Source organism: Rothia sp. HMSC065C03, assembly GCF_001837295.1.
Lineage (GTDB): Bacteria > Actinomycetota > Actinomycetes > Actinomycetales > Micrococcaceae > Rothia.
Window position 1 is genome coordinate 1 of record NZ_KV831973.1, and the last position, 18,134, is coordinate 18,134.

11 protein-coding genes are annotated in these 18,134 nt (G+C 56.5%); all 11 read right to left on the minus strand.

Annotated features, from left to right (window positions below; translation table 11 throughout):
* Positions 1 to 277: 277 nt before the first annotated feature.
* A complete protein-coding gene (locus tag HMPREF2605_RS00080; RefSeq protein ID WP_070846604.1) occupies positions 278 to 637 on the minus strand; it encodes a hypothetical protein in 360 nt (119 codons plus the stop codon).
* Between the two features lie 4 nt (positions 638 to 641).
* Positions 642 to 3,200, minus strand: a complete 2,559-nt coding sequence (locus HMPREF2605_RS00085) for an FtsK/SpoIIIE domain-containing protein (RefSeq protein ID WP_083324824.1) — start codon at positions 3,198 to 3,200, stop codon at positions 642 to 644.
* 68 nt (positions 3,201 to 3,268) lie between these two features.
* Positions 3,269 to 3,979: a hypothetical protein gene (locus HMPREF2605_RS00090; protein ID WP_070846606.1), complete on the minus strand. Its 711-nt coding sequence runs from the start codon at positions 3,977 to 3,979 to the stop codon at positions 3,269 to 3,271.
* 136 nt (positions 3,980 to 4,115) lie between these two features.
* Positions 4,116 to 5,918, minus strand: a complete 1,803-nt coding sequence (locus HMPREF2605_RS00095; protein ID WP_070846607.1) for a peptidoglycan DD-metalloendopeptidase family protein — start codon at positions 5,916 to 5,918, stop codon at positions 4,116 to 4,118.
* A gap of 417 nt (positions 5,919 to 6,335) precedes the next feature.
* Positions 6,336 to 6,785, minus strand: coding sequence for a TadE family protein (locus tag HMPREF2605_RS00100; RefSeq protein ID WP_070846608.1), 450 nt, complete (start codon positions 6,783 to 6,785; stop codon positions 6,336 to 6,338).
* A 100-nt stretch (positions 6,786 to 6,885) separates the two neighbouring features.
* On the minus strand, positions 6,886 to 7,860 hold the full coding sequence (locus HMPREF2605_RS00105; RefSeq protein WP_141762253.1) for a hypothetical protein: 975 nt from the start codon (positions 7,858 to 7,860) through the stop codon (positions 6,886 to 6,888).
* Positions 7,861 to 7,880: 20 nt separating this feature from the next.
* A complete protein-coding gene (locus tag HMPREF2605_RS00110; RefSeq protein WP_070846610.1) occupies positions 7,881 to 8,630 on the minus strand; it encodes a hypothetical protein in 750 nt (249 codons plus the stop codon).
* Positions 8,631 to 8,747: 117 nt separating this feature from the next.
* Positions 8,748 to 10,379, minus strand: a complete 1,632-nt coding sequence (locus HMPREF2605_RS00115; RefSeq protein WP_070846611.1) for a replication initiation protein — start codon at positions 10,377 to 10,379, stop codon at positions 8,748 to 8,750.
* Positions 10,380 to 11,380: 1,001 nt separating this feature from the next.
* A complete protein-coding gene (locus tag HMPREF2605_RS00120; RefSeq protein ID WP_070846612.1) occupies positions 11,381 to 14,704 on the minus strand; it encodes a type I restriction endonuclease subunit R in 3,324 nt (1,107 codons plus the stop codon).
* A gap of 162 nt (positions 14,705 to 14,866) precedes the next feature.
* On the minus strand, positions 14,867 to 16,006 hold the full coding sequence (locus HMPREF2605_RS00125) for a restriction endonuclease subunit S (protein WP_083324827.1): 1,140 nt from the start codon (positions 16,004 to 16,006) through the stop codon (positions 14,867 to 14,869).
* Positions 16,007 to 16,008: 2 nt separating this feature from the next.
* Complete coding sequence (locus HMPREF2605_RS00130) at positions 16,009 to 17,634, minus strand: type I restriction-modification system subunit M (protein WP_070846613.1); 1,626 nt, start codon at positions 17,632 to 17,634, stop codon at positions 16,009 to 16,011.
* Between the last annotated feature and the right edge of the window lie 500 nt (positions 17,635 to 18,134).

Here is an 18,134-nt window from a genome sequence, read left to right on the forward strand (position 1 = left end):
GCCCCCCCCCCCCCAGCGCTCGCACACACAAAAAGACGAGAGCACAACACAAGCACAGATAGCCTATCTACCACTCTCTACCGCCAAGACACCCAGCAGGCTCTTCATAGCCACACTAGGGCGAGCAGAATACCGTCACATATGGACAACACAAAACCCGCCAGGTGTCACACCTAGCGGGTCAAAACCCAGGGGGGTATCAGTCTTACCCAACAAGGCAAGACCAATACCCCCTACTTTTTCTCTACAGCCCTCATAGCGCTCGCCGGAAGGTTCTCTATCTACGGCGAGCGCGGCGTGCACGCTTCGCCTTCGCCGCATAGTCAGCGAAGGTCAGCAGCAGAGCAAGCAGGCACAGCAGGAAGATGATTCGTGGGGTATCCAGTGCGATGCCTAGCTCTGGGATGCTGAATACGGCCTGGGTGTTTGATGCTGTTTCGGTGACTGCCTCCCCGTCGGTAGTGCCTTCCATCGTGGGGATGGTCGGTAAGAAGATGCCTAAGGATAGGAACCAGTTTTTTGCGGCTTCTAAAAGTCCGCTCATCCATGCGCCGATAGCGCCGATGGGGACCATGAAGAAGATGAATAGCCAGGTGAGGACGTTTTCGAAGTCGTCATTTGAGGTGTTCTGGCTCATGGGTTTAGGTCTCCTCTCGGGTCTTGTCGTACGCTTCGATGTCTGCTTCGCTGCGGGCGCGGCGGGTGTTCAGTTGCTGGCCTTGGGGGAGGGTGAAGGAGCCGGATTCGCCGTGGGGGGTGCGGTAGTCCAGGATGAGGTCGCCGGAGCCGAACGGGTCCTCGACCAGGGAGTTGACGATGACCCATTCGCCTTCGACTTCGACCAGGTCGCTTTCGCCTAGGCTCTGGGCTGACTCGGTTTGCTCTTTACCCCATACGGCGGTGTCGAATTCTTCCGGTTCACTCTGCGCCGCAGTATCGGAGCTCATGAGCACTTCGGGGGTGATGGTAGGCATCTTCATGGTGTCGATGGTCGGCTCACCCGTAGCGGGGGTGCTGTCTTCGATGACCTTCAGCTGCGCTTTCAGCGCTTCGCTGCGGCGGACCGCAATCTCAATGGGTTCTCCGTCAGCTGCCAGGATTGGGGCGGTCAGGTAGTCCGTCCACGGGGTCGGGGTTTCCTCGAACTCGTCGTTCTTCTCGTTATAAACCTGGGTGTATTCTTCTAGCTCCTTAATGGTCTTCATCGTGTACAACGCATGGGTGGGCATGTTGTTCTTGACCTTCGACTCGTCATAGTCGGAGTCCAGCGGGTCCGGGTTCGGAGCCAAAATCGACTGAATCATCGTCGGCTCACCATTCATCATCGCCAACGCACGACCCTTCGCACCAGCCACAGCGCAGCCAATCGAAGCGTTCTCCCACATCATGATCGAGGCATCACGACCCATCTGACCCAGCGACATGCGGCCACCAAAGTTTTCACGGGTCTCACCGTTCATCAAGGACGCGTCAGGGCGCTGAAGACCAACCACCATATGGATCAGTGCCTTACGTGCCAGACGTGCCAGCGAGCCAATCCAACTATCCACCTCAGACTTTGAAGGCATACCCTTGACCTTGTGAGTGGCATAGAAGTCGGCAATATTACCCTTCATTTCCGACAGCTCATCACAGACAAAGAAGATCGGGTCGAAATCATAGGCGGTAGCCTGACGCTTCCGCAGCAACGTATACCGCTCCTGCATAATCTCGTGAAGATGCTTAAGCATCCTAATCTGAGTCGGCACCGAATTAGCAATCAACTCCACATTCGGCCACTCATCATAACCAAGCAACTCAATCCACTTACCATCACACAACCACACACGGTAACCAGCCTGAGTAATCTGCTGAATAATATTGTGCAGACTAATGGTCTTACCGTAACCAGTACGACCAGTAATAAGCAGATGCGCATCCTTAGTCGGATTCCACGTAGCCCACTGCCCATCCTCATTCAAACCCAGCAGAATCTCAAACTTCTTATACGCCTTGTAGCTTGCACCATCATCGAAACGCTGACGCATCGGCTGCGCATGCGCAGGCAACGACACAACCGCCGGAAACTCCTTACGCCGCATAAAACTCAGAAGATCCTGCTGCGCATCCCAGCTACAACGGTAAGAACCGGGGATACGGGTCAGCATCGCACGAGTAATACGAGCCTTCGACGAAGGATTCATCTCCAGCTCAAGCGTACGACGATGCTCAATATGAATCTCAGCCAGCACACCCTGCTCATCACGCACAAAACGGGCATTAGCCTCTTCCCCCAGCAACTTCTTAGCCGCTTCAGTGATAACGCGCTCGCGTTTCTGTTCGTCGGTTTCGTTGATGGTTTCGTCGGTGGCGGTGGGGATTGCTTTGAGGACAAGCTTCTTGCGGACGTTGTTGACGGAGTCGATTTTGAATTCTACGGTGCCGTCGGAGAGTTCGCGGTTAGCAATGGCGAGGAGCTTTCCGGCCCATTCGGGGTTGGTGGCGTCGATGGTGCGTCCGTAGTGCACGATCAGGCTTGAGGGGTGGCCTGGTTCGGTGAGGTTGTGGCGTACAGTGGCACCGGCTCGGCGTGCTTTCGTCCAGGAGGCGGCGGAGAGGTTCTTTGCTCGCGGGGAGGTCAAGCGGGCCGGTAGCTTGATGGTTTTGTGGGGTGCGGTATCGGCGGTATCGGCGGCATCACTGTTGGGGGTATCGGTAGTGGCCGTAGTCTTAGGTTTAGGCGCACCATCAGTAGCAGCGGCCGGGTTGGTGACTTCTTCCTGGCCTTCTGCCTTACCTGCCTTCTCAGATTTTTCGGCAGTGTGGGACGGTAGCGGGGTACGCTTCCACCGCCCCACACTCACCAACGTACGGCTCAAACCCTTCACACCCAGCAGCGGGTAAGCTGCCTCAATGAAGTTGTCGGCACGAGCCTCACGTTCATCTTCATGACGGGCCGAAGCGCTGAAAGAGGCGGCAATAGCCGCAACCACCGCACCAGCAAGAATGATGCTGATCAGCGGGGTTCCGGCCATCACCAGCCAATCCACCACCATGATGGCCACGATAACCGCAGCAGCAGTAACGTGCTTGCCTTTACGGACCTTAGCAGGCAACCCATGCTGCACCTCAGTGAGCATCGGTTCCATAGATTCGGGGGTGTTATCCCACCGAGCTGCAGGCCCGTCAGCAGAACGCTGCGTAGTACGTCGTGACCTCATCGGCGTGGTTGTCCTTTCAACAATGGTTCATCTGAAGAGATACAGATGGTTTAACTCATGGGGCGGGCTTAGCCGTTGTTACCCAGTGCGTTGTAGTAGTCAGCGACCTTCCAGGAGCCGGAGAAGTCACGGACCAGCACGATGGTCTTCACTTCACGCACCGGCTTCACAGCTTCCATGGGGTCTCGTGCATCTCGACCGACCATGAGGGTAGCGGTGAACTTAATCATCGGTGCACCTGATTCGTCGGTGCCCTGGTTAAAGACGACGTATTCACCCTCGTCCTGAACGTTCATGGCGATCCTGGCCTTGACCAGGCGCTGCCACTCAGGGTCTTCAGCCTTCTGCTGGCTGGCCTGGTCGATCATCTTCTGCCTAAATTCGGGGGTGCTGTAGGTTCCGGCGCGGAAAGCCCAGTTTTCCGGGTGCGGATCCTTCCAGGACTGGGAGTAGTAGGCGGTGACGAATTCGTGGGCACGGGAGCGGGCACGCTGAATCTCAGCCTCATCCAACACCTGCGCTGAAGCCGAAGCTGAAGGTGAAGCCGAGGCCTGTGAAGTGGTGCCCTGGCTTGCAGAGGCAGAGGCCACAGCCGAGGAAGAAGCCGCAGCACTTGAATGTGAGGCAGGCTTAGGGATCATCATCCACACTGCGAACAGCACCAACACGATGGCGCCAACGATCATTGCGATGGTCTTCCAGTCCATCGAACGGCGCGCACCATTAGATGCGTTGGGGTGCGCATCCTGGTTCTGGTGAATATTTTGGTTGTTATTCATTGTTATCTCCTTTACGTGGGAAGTTATCGTGGTGGGTGTCCTGCCCCCTGCCCTGTGCTGTGCCGGATATGCCCAGTGCCGGTGGGCAGTTTGTGTTGTTCAAGGGCGGGCAGGGGGCAGCCATCAGCAATAGTAGCTATTTTTGGGGGTGGACAATGCGGATGTAGGCGGTATCTTCGGCACCATTCCAGTTCACGGGGTGCTCGATAGTGCCGTCTTTCTGGCTGAAGGCCGAGTACATTTTTCCGTCTCCTGCGTAGATTCCGACGTGGCGGTAGCCGCCTTCTCCGTCTGCGAGTTGAACTACCAAATCGCCAGGTTGGGGGTCGTTGGTGGGTTCACCGACGGTCCAAGGGGTCTGACGGGGTAGTTCGATTCCGGCTTGGGTGTAGACCCAGTGGACGTAACCGGTTTCATCCCAGTTTTTGAAGTCGTTGCGGCCTTGGGCGAAGGTGCCGCCCAAACCGTCACGGGCTTTGGCGAGGATCATCTCGCGTACCTCCTTCTCTTTGTCGGTGTGCACGCCATCGGCTTCAACGGTGAGCTTTTGGGGCTTGTCGGATTCCTTCGACTCCTTGGAGTCCTTAGATTCCTTCGAATCCTTATCCTTGTCGTTCTCGGAGCTCTTCTGATTATTCGGACAAGACTGCTTACCGTAGGTCGTGTTGCCGTCTACCCCGGAGAGCACCGAGTAGAGCTGACGTGCGGTGTTTTCCCACTTGGAGTACTCGTACGGGTACGCACTGATCTGCACCGTCTGCGCAGCTTCACCGAGACCCTTAGACTCCCAACCGGGGTAGTCCAGCAGGCCGGGCGGATTACCCTTATTCGGGCCCTTAGGTCCACCGTAGAAGGCAGCCGCCGCATACTTGGGGTCGTGCACCTGCTCAGCGGTACCCCATCCGGCAGACGGGCGCTGCTGGAACAAACCAACAGAATCACGGTCACCATCAGGGGTGTTCTCCAAAGCGTTCTCCTGCAGAGAGGTCATCAACGCAATGATGATGCCCCGCTCAGGCACGCCCATGCCCTTACCGACAGCAATAATATCGGCGGCATTAGCGACACGGTTCTTATCCCACGTGTACTTCGCGCCGCTGGGCAGGTCGGTTTCAATCGGGGTAATCTCCACCTTCGGCGCGGCAGATTCCGTCTTCGGCGCAGCAGGAGCCGGGGCGGTCGCCGCATCCGTCTTCTGCGTATCCGACACCTGATCCGGCGCACCCTGACCCAACGTGATACCACGCTCAGCCATATACGGCTCCGGGTCGGTCGGGATACCCTTACCATCCGGATTATTCGGATCCGGCAACATAATCTGGAAGTGCAGGTGAACGCCGGTGGCGTAACCAGTCATACCAGCACCTGCCAGCTCCTGACCAACTTCTACATGGTCGCCGGCCTTCACTTTCGCCGTACCAGTTGCCGCATGCCAATACCAGTATCGGACGCCGTCATCACCCTGAATGATGATGCCGTTACCACCGGCAGCACCACCAGAATCAACAACCAACACCGTACCGGCAGCCGCCGCATAAAACGGGGTACCCTCCGCCATACCAGCGATGTCAGTACCCGGATGATCCGTCAAATCAGAAAGCGTCGCACCAGGGATAGGGTTCTCTCGCAAACCAAAACGGGACGTGATCGTTCCTACCGCCGGGTTGGCGTATTTGCCATTGGGCGCCACACGATTCACACACGAATTCTGGTACTTCGACTCGCGCTGCTGAACCAAAGCGTCATGACTCGCCTTACCCATCACCATCATGGACGTGATCACAAAGACACCGAAGACAGGCACTACCAGTGCCAGAAGCAGGCAGCCGCAACCCATAGCACGACGACTACGACGCTTCTGCTGCTTCCTCTGCTTCTTCGCCTTAGCCTTCGCAGACCTCAGCAACGCAACGGCACGGCGGCTAGCACTATCACTCATCAGGGGGCATCTCACTCTCCCCCACCCCCAACACAAGGGGGCCATGAAAGGCAGGGGACTCAAGGGGCGGGTAGGTTAGGTATCTACACCTATAAAGGCACCCACCCACACCCCCATCACCTCACCAAAACAAGAAAATTTTTAAAAAAGACCCCGCACCAAAGACCCCCCTCAATCTAGACAAAAAGAGAACACTTACAACGAAACCAGCACCACCCCCCCCCTTACCACCCGATACCCAAAACCAGACACCCAAGCACCCAAAGGACACACAACACCTACCCCAGCGCTCGCCGCCTGCACCTGCTGATAAAGAGGGCACAAAAAAAGGGGGCAGGGCGCCCGGCGGATTCACACCACCAAACACCCCACCCCAATGGGACCCACAACAAAAAAAAGGGGGGAACAGAAGAACCGCTAGTCACTGCGGCGAGTATCGACAATACCCTTACCCTCAGCCGTATAAGCACCCAACTCAGGCACCCATGAAGCACCCCACGGGTTAGCCTCTACACGGCACGAAACACGCACCGTAATCGTGTTACTCTCCGCCGACAGGTCAGGGCGACGACTACCAGCAGCATCAGCGTTAAGCACCGTCACCTCAGACGGAGAGCACCCAGTATCCTCAAGGTTCCTAGCTACCGTCTCTTTCGCTACCTGCACAGCGCGTGAAGGCTCCGAGGTCAACGCCGCATCACGAGCTGCCGCCGCAGCAGCAGCATCTACTGACGACTGCACATGAGCACGCACACCAAAGAACCAGACCGCCGCAACAACCATGAGTAGCAGCGGCACCATGAACAGGAACTCGACGGAAGCACTACCATCCTGACCCTGATCCTGGCCTTGCTTATGCTTGAGCATGTACGCCCCTCCTCTCTACAACACTAAAGACCTATACCAAACCAATAAAACGGATGGTGGGTGCAGCAGCACGCTCACTAACCACACCCACCACACGTGTTTACTTCACGTTGACCGCGTACCCGTCCTGCACACGAATCATCTGCGTACCATCCATCGGCTCCTCATGAATCAACACACCGGACTCGTCACCGGCGGTCCACTCCACACGGTACAGAATCGACGACGTCACACGGTAGACATCCTGTTTTTTCGCCTTCCACGAGCAGGCGGAACCACCGCGCGGCTCACCCGCATACACCGGGCCAGGATCATCACACTGGATGAAACCCTGCGTACCACTCGACTGACCGTCGAAATGAACGTTCATCGCCAGGAAGCTAATCTGCAGCTTCACATGCGAGCCACCATCGGTGGACTCCAAGACGATCGGACTCCGCTGGCTCGACGAGCGTGCCTTCGACGGCGGCACCCACGCCCACACATAACCCTGAGTAAACACAAAAGCATCCGGACGCACAGTAGCGTCAGACGGCTGAGTGCTCACCACGAGCTTCTCAAAATCGTAATCAGCGAGCGCATCCTCCGCGAGCCGTGCGCCCGCCTTCGCGGCAGTAGCACGAGCCTCAGCCTCACTGGTCGGAACCGTGATGTAGTTATTACCAGCTGCTCCCTTCAGAGAGGGCTGATCTCCCGCCGGAGCACACTCAAACCGGGTGTAATTCTTGGCTATAAACGCAGCGTCAATTTTCTTGCTCGCGTAACAGGATTTCGGGGCGTAGAACCAGCTAGTGTCAGTCTCACAAGGAACCTCAACACCACCAGCAGCGATGCACGTCTGATCTTTCATCGACGCCACAGGCTGAACGATTGGCCCGTCACCGGCGTCACGATTCTCGTTCGTCGACGTTGAGCTATTTGATTCATGGGGTCGCTTTGTCTGACGAACCTCAGCTTTGGAGTTACCGACCTTCACGCTACTTTCGTCAGCGCTAGCAGAAGGCGCAGTAAATCCTGCTGCCAAGAGTGCCGTAAGGGCAACAGCAGAAACCGTCCGCAACACATTATTTTTCATGAATCTATCCCCTTCTCAAACTAGGATGAGGCACATCCAGTACCGAGCTCACGCGAGCCGTTATAGACGTAACGGCCATCCTGCAGCCGCAGGACAGAAACCTCGACCGTAGCCGTTGAGTCGGGTCCGGTCACGGCGCGCTCACCATCGGGCGTACGTACCTGCGTCCAGTCCTCGCAGAATTTTACGCGGAGCACGGAGTAGGGGTAGGAAGTTCCGTCCGGGTAGTCGTAGGTGAAAATATCAGTCACGTTGATATCGCGAATCGTTACGTTGCCTGAAAAGGGGCCGCCGTTGTTCTTGAGGTCATTGCGGACTGACTGAATCGGGGTCTTCATCTGATCAAGCTTGTCCTGGGCGACAAACTTCAACAACTCTTCATCACTGGTATGCTCGAGGTCCCCGTGCATCCATGCGTTGAGTAAGCGGTTATCCTGTGCGACGACACGCTTAGCTGCCCGAATTGCTGCGTCCTTGGCAATCGCGGAATCCGCATTCGTATCATCAGCCGCACGCACCTCAACCACCTCGGAGCCCTTCGGGTCCGCCGCCACAGTTGCAGACGCAGATGCCGAAGCCTTCACAGCAGAAGCGGTGGGGGTGGACGCAGCAGACGCGCTCGCCGAGGCGGATGCAACCGGAGCGTTAGATGCAGAAGCAGATTCGGAACTAGTTGCCTGACCGCCGCCGCATGCGGAGAGCGCGAGCATCAGGGTGGCAGACATAGCAGCCAGACCGGTGCTGGTGGGTCGGTGTTTATAGGTCTTCATGGTTTCTCCTATGAGGGGCCCCTCATCTAGTGCCTGGTATGTGTAGGCCACAGAGGGAATTTTTATCGGCTTGGTTTCACGGTAGCACACAGACCCACCAGGACATCCATCAGACGGTTAGATGCTCAGGGTGACACCGCGTGCGATGGCGAGGCTCTGGTAGCGAGCCATCTCATCGGTAGTGTCAAAACCGGCCTCGGTGAGGCTCTTCAGGCGGGCGGAGACAGCATCCCAGCAGGCCTGTGCCTCAACAACGGTGGTATCCGGGGCCTTCAGCTCGGCGGCACATTCTCGGCAGATTTTGCCGAGGATTTCAGTGTTGTGTTCAGGGCAGTTTCCCTTGGGGAGGTCAGCGGTGTGCGCCCCGTGGGTAGGTGCCGGTGCGGAAATACCCAGCAGTACGGGTTCACGGGTGATAGCAGAGGTCACCAGGGCCTGAGAATTACCTACCGAGGTGGCGCGGGACAGGACGGTGTCGATGGCAGAGCGCAGAGCACCATCCGATACAGCGCCTACCTGCATACCAGCGGCAGCTAATGCGGCACGTAGCTCCGTGATGTCCACACCCGCGTGGGCTGGGATAGAGACCACCTCAGGAGCAGGCTTCGCTGGGGCTGCGGCGGGTGCAGGCTGAGATTCCTGACGTTTCGGGGATTCCGGTACAGACACTGCGGGACGAGTGCTAGTGCGACGGCGGCTACCCCAGCCGAGTAGCTTACGATGCTCAGCACTCACCGGCGCCAGACGCAGGCCACCCGGACGGGTACGAGAGCCCAGGTCATATTCATTGATGTAGACGGTCGAGTCAAAATCCTCGCCCAGGGGTGCAAAATACGCCTTAGTCGCCACGGACAGAGCGGAGCGGAATTGCTGGCGCCAGCGCCGCTCTGCACTCATAGTGCTACCGAACTGCGCGGCGAGGTCCGACCAGGGGATACGTACCTCACGGCGGACACGGCTCATACGGCCAGCCAGCCACAGGTACACATCACCTGCCAGAGCCTGGTGGGGGTTTTCGGTGACAATCTGGCGCCAGGAATCACGGAGTACACGCATGGTGCCGTGTACCGGGGAGGGAGCCGCAGCGATGCGGTCGAAAAACTCTTTGGAGAGGATGACGACGCTGCGGTATGCGTCGTCGAGGGCGCCGTCACGGTCAAAAACCAAGTCTTCGCCGGACCCTACGAGGCAGGCGCGTGAGGAGAGGTTGGTGCCGGTGGTGCTCTTGGCACGGTGGGAGACGCGTACGCTCATGTTGAGGATGGCGCGCAGCTGACGCTCTACCGCGCGGCGGTTAGCGGAGCTGTAGGGTACTCCCATGTCGCGGAGGAATCCGCGCCACGTGCGGGAGATTTCAATAGTTGGGGACCCGCTCATCACGGCGGAGGTGACCAGGTACATGAGTACCTCACGGGCGATACGCCCGGAGGGCAGGTGGTACTGGGTAACGCCGTGGGCATCCTCGTACGGTGTGGCTGCGAGGATGACGGTGATATCCCCATCGGTACGCTCCCACATGGTCTCTGAGGTAGCACGCAGCGGCAGCGAGTAGTTGACGAAAATCCACGGATAGATGCTGGTGATGTATCGGTCAATGGCTAGAGGCCCGGTAGATTGGGTGCGCTTGCGGGGTCCACTGGTGAGGGCGGTGTGGTCAGCGGTTGTCTTGCTGAGATTCATGCCAGCGGCGGTGCTGGCGGGGGTAGTCAGGGTGGACTGAGGGCGCGCGGGTACGCTAAAGTTGTTCATTGTGGTGCCTAGTCTGTTAGGTGCTGCCACGGTCCCGGGCGTTGCGAGCGTCGCGGGGCCATTTTTCGTATCTGGCACCACAGTAGACCCCGGACAGATAGGCTGTCAACCAGCGGATTTCGTTCGTTTTCATCGTCGTCGTCATCAGACGCAGTGCGAGTTTTCCACAGCCCTCGCGCACGAACGCGCGTCTGACGACGATAGGAGTCTTATAGGTATATCTTATAGGGGGAAAAATTTGAACACCGATTTTCCCTTGTGATTCCGGGGATTCTTAGGTGTTTTCGCTATAGGTAGCGTACACAACTCATCCCAGAGGTGTACACAATTCATCCCAGAGGTGTACACAATTCATCCCACTAACGTTCACAGTTGATCCCAGGAGCGTACACAAACCATCCCACCTCCAAGGGTGTACGCCCCGCCCTAAAAATAAGTTATCAACATGATGTACATCACATAAAAATACTTCCTGGCCACGCAAAAATACCCCCTTATCTTGTCAGGGGTACCCTTTAGGGTATACGTGTGGAACCTGAATATTTTTGGCCTTTGGCGGGATTTCATACCTGGTCAGCTAGTGTGTTCCCCGCGCGAGCGGGGATGAGCCGCCGGTAATCTCCTTGTGCGAGAGATTCACGTCGTGTTCCCCGCGCGAGCGGGGATGAGCCGGAAGCAGCGGTTAAGGCAGCCAAGCGCGTTGCGTGTTCCCCGCGCGAGCGGGGATGAGCCGTACGAGTAAGGGGGCGAGGTGCCATCCGGGTAGTGTTCCCCGCGCAAGCGGGGATGAGCCGGTCTCTGCGTTCCATATGAGGCACGAAGAACCGTGTTCCCCGCGTCAGCGGGGATGAGCCGCCCTGAGTGCCAGTTGACTGGCCATCAAAATAGTGTTCCCCGCGTCAGCGGGGATAAAACGGAGTGCACCCCCCCATAGGGGGGTGCACTCCGTTAGCTGTTTAACCGCAGGACAACCCTGCCCCCCTTACCCGGAGGATACCCCCTTAGCGGCCGCCCAACAGCGACATAAAGCGGCCCAAATGATTCTCCAACCGCTGCTTCACACGCTTAGTCTTAGACACCGCGCCCTCACCATCAGACGTGCCACCAAAAAGCGGCATCTTCACCTTGATGAGAGAGGTGAGCTTTCCGGAAATCGTACGGCGTCCTTCCCTCAGCGCACGATTAACCACGCGCTGAGTCTCCTCAGGATCCAGGTTTTCATCCCGCACAATGACGTTTTCTTCCTCGACGCGGCGTTCAGTCACGTACCGGTGGAAGCGCTCGTACACGTCTCCGGGGTTCGGGGTGTTCCTATACTCCTTAGAGAAATCCGTGATGATGTCGGCACTAGCGCGTAGTTCGCTACTACTGTTGACCGCACGTTCGATGTCTTCGGTGGCGTCGCCGTTAGAGTCGTGCGCCGCCTCGATTAGAGCCAGGATGTAGCTGACACCGATTTCCTGCTGCTTGACCAGCTCAGTCTGGAAATGGACGTTGGCGAACAGGTCGACCTCATCGGTCCTATCCTCGCCATCGCCCTCGTCAGTTCCTTCTTCCCGAGCCTTACGCATCTCACGAATCTCTTCGTAAATATCGTTATAGACACCGGTATAGCCCTGCATGTCGTAGTCGCTGATGAGCTCATCGCCGCCATCGCGGATAAACTCATCATGCACGCGCAGCTCCTGACGCAGCAACAGCACCTGGTTCATCAGCTCGATGTAGCGAGCCTTCTCCTCCGGGGTGTCCACGGTAATGGAGCCGCCCTCGTCGACGGGGAATTCTTCGCGCAGCTCAGACACAGCCTTGTCGTATTCGGCGTAGGCTTCCTTGTAGGGTCGGGTGAACGCGATATCAAGGGCAGACTGGCCGCTGCTGTTCTCGGTGTCACCGAAGAGGGTGAAGGCGTCCTTGGTAGCCTGTTCCAGATCGCGGAAGCACACCACGTTACCGGAGAGCTTCAGCGAGTTGAGAATGCGGTTGGTGCGGCTGTACGCCTGCACCAGCCCGTGCATCTTCAGGTTCTTATCCACCCAGAGGGTGTTGACGGTCTTGGAGTCAAAACCGGTCAGGAACATGTTCACGACAATGAGCAGATCCAGTTCACGTACCTTCATGCGGCGGGAGACGTCCTTGTAGTAGTTGTCGAAGGAGTCGCCGTCAGCGCTGAAGGTGGTGCCGAACATGGTGTTGTAGTCTTCAAGGAAGCCGTCCATACGGCTACCGGTGCCTTCGGTGGCGAAGGTGAAGTTTTCTTCCTCACCGAAAGTATCAAGCAGCTGCCCGCCGTTACCCTGCGAGTAGATGATGGCAACCTTCAGCTTCTTGGCAGGGTCAAGCACACCGTCTGCGATGCGCTCTTCCTGCAGGGTGTTGAGAGTGTCGTAGTAGGTGCAGGCAGCATCAATAGACGAGGTTGCCAGAATCGAGTTGAAACCGCGCACACGCTCCACATAGTGTTCGGTCACCTTGTTAATCGTGCGGGACTTCTTCAGGTCGTAGCCACGTTCTTTCTGGTTAGTCTTACGGTCGTAGTTATCCAGAATGTAGGTGGCGATAGCCTCGATACGTTCAGGGCTTTCAAGTACCGCCTTGGTCTTGGCGAACTTTTCAAGTTCCTTCGCATCAGGGGTTGCGGCGCGTTCAGCAGCAATTTCCTCGGCGTAGGCGCTCTCTTCAAGGCAGGCGAAGGTGGGGCTGGTGTTGGTGTATTCCAGGTGGAAAGGCAACACGTTCTTATCGCGGATAGCGTCCACAACGGTGTAGGAGTGCAGGCAGTCACCAAAGACCTCGACGGTGGTGGTGCCGGGGCCTCCTGCGGAGTTCTCATCGAAGATGGGGGTGCCAGTGAACCCGAACATGCAGTAGTTCTTGAAGCGCTTCTTGATGTTGGCGTTCATCTGGCCGAACTGGGAGCGGTGGCATTCATCAAAAATGATGGCTACACGCTGGTTATAGATTGGGTGGTCTTCTTCAGCGTTAGTGAGGTTAGACAGCTTGTGGATGGTGGTGACCACGATGCTGGTTCCTTGGTCTGCCAGGCGGTTGCTCAGCTGACGGGTGCTGCTACTGGAGCTAACAGAGTCCGCCTGGAAGTTGTTGTACTCGAGCATGGTCTGGTAGTCGAGGTCCTTACGGTCCACGACAAAGAGAACCTTGTCGACAAGCCCGGTTTCTGCCAGGCGGCGGGCGGTCTTGAAGCTGGTGAGGGTCTTACCGCTACCGGTGGTATGCCAAATGTAGCCACCGGCCTTTTTAGTGCCGAAGGTCTTATCACTGTTCTTGGACCTATCAGCGGTTTTAACGCAACTAATAATGCGTTCAGTCGCCGCAATCTGGTACGGGCGCATCACCAGCAGGTCCTGATCTACCGTAAGGATGCAGTAGTGAGTCAGGATGTTCGCCAGAGCATTCTTAGCCAGGAAGGTACGAGCAAAGAGCATCAGGTCGCTGATGCGGTTGTTCTTAGCATCAGCCCAGTAGCTGGTGAATTCGAAGCTCTTACCTGCCGAACCGCCCGAGGCAGCCTTACGGCGGACCTCCTGCAGGTCTTCAATGTGCTTATGGCGCACGGTGTTGGAGTAGTACTTGGTTTCTACACCATTGCTGATAACGAAGATCTGGGCGTACTCGAAAAGGCGATGCTCATCCATCTGGAACCCGGTGCCCTGGTAGCGTTCAATCTGCTGGAAGGCTTCCTGAATACCAACGCTACGCTTCTTCAACTCGATATGAACCAAAGGTAGACCGTTGACCAGGATGGTCACGTCATAACGGTTGAGCGTCTTACCGTTGGTAGCAGGTACACGGTACTGGTTGATGACCTGCATCAGGTTGCGTGCGGGGTATTTGGCGTCGATGAGCATGATGTTGCGCAGGGTGCCGTCATCGAGGCGGAAGTCGATGAACCGTTCTTCCTGAATCAGCTTGGCCTTCTCCAAGATGCCGTCGTTAGAGCGGGCAAGATGCTCGGTGAACAGACGGTCAAACTCTTCATCAGTGAAGTGGAAACCACTATTGGGCCCGTAGGCGCCTTCTTCGGGGCGGGTATTGAAACGTTCAAGCTGTTCACGCAGATTACGGATCAGAGCAGCCTCATCAGTAAGGTCCGACAGATACTCATAGCCCTGATCCGTAAGGGTATCAATCAGTTCAGCTTCGAGCTGCGCTTCAGTCTGCAGGCCGTTACGGTTTTCGTTAGCCTTCACCCATTCCTTGTAGTTGGGGGCTTCGGTACGGTCGCCCAAGACGGTGAAGGTATCCGAGCTGAGGATACGTTCAGTGAACCCCTCGGCAGGGCGGGAGTGATCAGGTACGGTTTCCACGGGGTGCTCCTTTGCATAGATGGGTTGAGTGCGTGGATGCTTGGGCCACAGAAGTTGTGAGCCCAAAGGGGTTGAGTGTGGTTGAAGTCTAGGGGCCCGTGCAGGGGGCGGCAGGGGTCCGCCGCCTCTGCACGGGGTTCGCGCTTGATACGCAGGTATCTACTAGTTTCCGCCCTTACGGGGGAAAGAAAGTAGCTGATCACGGTAGTACTCGTACTGGCTGCGACGCGCTGCAAGCTCTGCGGGTAGACCCTCGGAGAGGCTGCTGGTTAGGGTGTCGAAGCGGTCGAGAATATCGACAATGCGCTGCTGCTCTGCCAGAGAAGGAACTGGGATAAGAACCTTGTTAAGCACTTTCTGAGTCAGGCTAGGAACGCCGCCAGCAGTATTTAGATCTTCAAGGTGAGCCGTTTTCAGGAAGTAGTACAGGAATTTAGGAATAACTTGCTCTTCGTCGATTTCGGTGTAGAAAATCGTATCGACATTCCAAAAAGGCTCTTCCAGGTAGAAGAGGTTCCCCAAAGAACCCTTACGCGGAATAAGCACTGTCGGCTTATCGTATGAAGACCTATCGACATAGGTCATGATTCCGCCAGAACCATATACCGGGATATTTCCTGCACCGAAATCCTTATAGGTCTTGCCGTTCTTAATCTTTGCGAAAGAGTCCAGAGGGACGCGGGGGCAGTCGAGGGCTTCGAAGAGCGAATCACGGTAGTACTCGTATTGCAGAGTACGCGCTTCCAGCTCCGCTTCCAGCTCCGCTTCCAGGTTCGTGAATTTGTCGAGAATTTCAACAATCGCTTCCTGAATCTCCATCGGCGGAACAGGAACCTCAGTATCCATAAGACGCTTATTAGTTATCGATTTAACAATCGTTCCATGTCCTGCAAACCTCAGGGTCCTAAAGTAATAGGTTAGGAAACGAGCATTCATCAGGTCATTGAGAACCAGCCCTCGGATGTCCTGATTAATCGCCAGATCGACCCCAGCGATTTTCATCTTTCCGGGTGCAATCTTAATGGCCACGATAACTGCGCCTGCCGGAACTACGTTCGTGGAGCTTCCACTAACTCCGGCAGGAGTAATCTTTGACCTTGTATCGAGAACCTCCATCAGGTCATTAGACAAATCTCCAACTGAGGCCCACGGGATATCTCCACCCCAGTATTCTTCCTTAGCTTTGCTAGGGGTTCCGCCGCCGTAGTTCTTCTCTACAACATCACTCAGCGGGCGGTATTCCACCCCATCCGGGCAGAGTTCAGCCACCAGGCGGTCAATATAATTCGTCACCTCGACCACGATTACTCGCCGCCTTCCAGGCGCGCCACAATAGCGTCAATCTCCACGCGCAGCTGAGCCTGACGAGCCACAATGTTTTCAATACGGGAATTCAGCTCGACAATATCCACGCGCTCACGGGTATCCTCCGGCTCAACCCAGCTCGACACCGCCAGGTTCGCCTCCTGCTCCAGCAGCTTCTCCACCGGAATCAGCGCCGAGAAATGCTCACGCTCCTCACGAGTTGCCAGCACTTCCAGGATCTTCTCACGGTGTGACTGGCCCAGAATGTTCTGGTTCTTACCCTTATCGAAGAGCTGCGAAGCGTCTACGAATAGCACCGAATGGTCCTTGCGGCGGCCCTTCTTCAGTACCAGAATGCAGGTTGCGATGCTGGTGCCGTAGAACAGGTTGGCAGGCAGCTGAATTACAGCGTCCACCCTGTTCTCTATCAGCAGGTACTCACGAATCTTACGTTCCGCACCGCCACGGTACAGCACACCGGGGAACTCAACGATAGCGGCCGTACCTGCCTCGTCGAGGGATTTGAGCATATGCATCGTGAACGCCAGGTCAGCCTTCGACTTCGGTGCCAGCACGGATGCAGGAGCGTAACGCTCATCGTGTTTCAGGGTCGGGTCATCGTCACCCTTCCACTTCGTCGAATACGGAGGGTTAGACACAATTGCGCCAAAGGGCTCTACAAACTTAGGGTTTTTGCCGTTACGGTGCTTCGGATCAATCAGAGTATCACCGTGCGCAATACTGAAATCATCCACCGGCACACCGTGCAGCATCATATTCATGCGGCACAGGTTATAGGTGGTCAGGTTAATCTCCTGGCCGACAAAACACAGGCCCTTCGAGTTCTTACCCAGCTCACGCTTAAACTTCAACAGCAGCGAACCTGAACCACATGCAGGGTCATACACGGTACGAATCTTATCGGCGTCGCGGCCGTCCATGGCAATCTTCGCCAGCAGCTCCGAGACTTCCTGCGGAGTGTAGTACTCGCCGCCGCTCTTACCCGCATTCGCCGCGTACATGCCCATCAGGTACTCGTAGGCGTCGCCGAAGGCGTCGTTTTCGCTATCCTCGTAGTCCTTACCCAGGTTCATGTCCGCCACAGCATCCATGAGCTTGAGTAGGTTCTCGTGACGAGCTGCCGGGCTCACACCCAGCTTGTTCGAATCCAGCACAAAGTCGTCGAAGAGGCCCTTCACGTTGTTCTCAGACTCGGTACCGCGTGCCGACTCCTCAAACGCCTTGAATACGTTCGCCAGGGTCTCGTTCAGGTTCTGGTCCTGACGAGCCTTCTCGTGCACATTCGAGAACAGCTGTGAGGGCAGTAGGAAGAAGCCACGTTCACGAAGAACTAATTGCCTGCCTTCCTCATCACAGTCTTTATCTTTGAGCTCTGCGAAAGGACCCTTGAGCGTGTAAGTCTTATCGATATAACGGGCCTGGCTCTCCGAGAGATAACGGTAGAAGAGCATGCCCAGCACGTACTGCTTAAAGTCCCAGCCGTCTACCGAGCCGCGCAAATCATTAGCGATACGCCAAATCGTGGAGTGCAGCTGCGCACGCTCGGCATTGCGGTTACGGTGCTCGTCAGTGGTAGCGGAAGAATCCGTAGACTGCGTCGTCATAGGGGCGGTTAACCTCTCAAGTAGTTATCGTCTCTCCAGGCGAAGAAACGTCAATAGTTCGGAGTCCTGATAGGGACCGGTCGTACATATGCGCCAGCGCGGGTATAGACGCCTTACTCGGTGGGTGCGTTCATAGCTTCCACAAGCCGTTTCGTACCCGGCGGCGCGAACTCTTTCAGTATAGGGGTTTGCTCCACATACCCTGTTCCAAATCGTCGTTCGCTCTCCCCGGTACTTGTCTGCGGATAGAAGAACAGCGGTACGACCAACACCCTGCAGAAGCAACAAATTTTGGTTCTTGCTGTGTGTGATGGTTTTCCTCAGATGCAAAGGGTGGTGGCCCCTAGGCTGAGGCCGCCCCCCTCTTGCTGTGGGTGTTGTTAGTGCTGTCCGGTCTTCTTCAGCGTGTGCTTCACCATTTCGGGAACCAGACGGGGAACTTCCACCTGCTGCGCTGCATCCGCAACTGCATTAGTGTTCAGAGTCCACCAGTCATCAGG

Excerpts from the sequence above, each read along its gene's own strand:
- HMPREF2605_RS00080 (WP_070846604.1), bottom strand. The coding sequence starts at position 637 with ATGAGCCAGAACACCTCAAATGACGACTTCGAAAACGTCCTCACCTGG.
- HMPREF2605_RS00085 (WP_083324824.1), bottom strand. The coding sequence starts at position 3,200 with ATGAGGTCACGACGTACTACGCAGCGTTCTGCTGACGGGCCTGCAGCT.
- HMPREF2605_RS00090 (WP_070846606.1), bottom strand. The coding sequence starts at position 3,979 with ATGAATAACAACCAAAATATTCACCAGAACCAGGATGCGCACCCCAAC.
- HMPREF2605_RS00095 (WP_070846607.1), bottom strand. The coding sequence starts at position 5,918 with ATGAGTGATAGTGCTAGCCGCCGTGCCGTTGCGTTGCTGAGGTCTGCG.
- HMPREF2605_RS00100 (WP_070846608.1), bottom strand. The coding sequence starts at position 6,785 with ATGCTCAAGCATAAGCAAGGCCAGGATCAGGGTCAGGATGGTAGTGCT.
- HMPREF2605_RS00105 (WP_141762253.1), bottom strand. The coding sequence starts at position 7,860 with ATGAAAAATAATGTGTTGCGGACGGTTTCTGCTGTTGCCCTTACGGCA.
- HMPREF2605_RS00110 (WP_070846610.1), bottom strand. The coding sequence starts at position 8,630 with ATGAAGACCTATAAACACCGACCCACCAGCACCGGTCTGGCTGCTATG.
- HMPREF2605_RS00115 (WP_070846611.1), bottom strand. The coding sequence starts at position 10,379 with ATGAACAACTTTAGCGTACCCGCGCGCCCTCAGTCCACCCTGACTACC.
- HMPREF2605_RS00130 (WP_070846613.1), bottom strand. The coding sequence starts at position 17,634 with ATGACGACGCAGTCTACGGATTCTTCCGCTACCACTGACGAGCACCGT.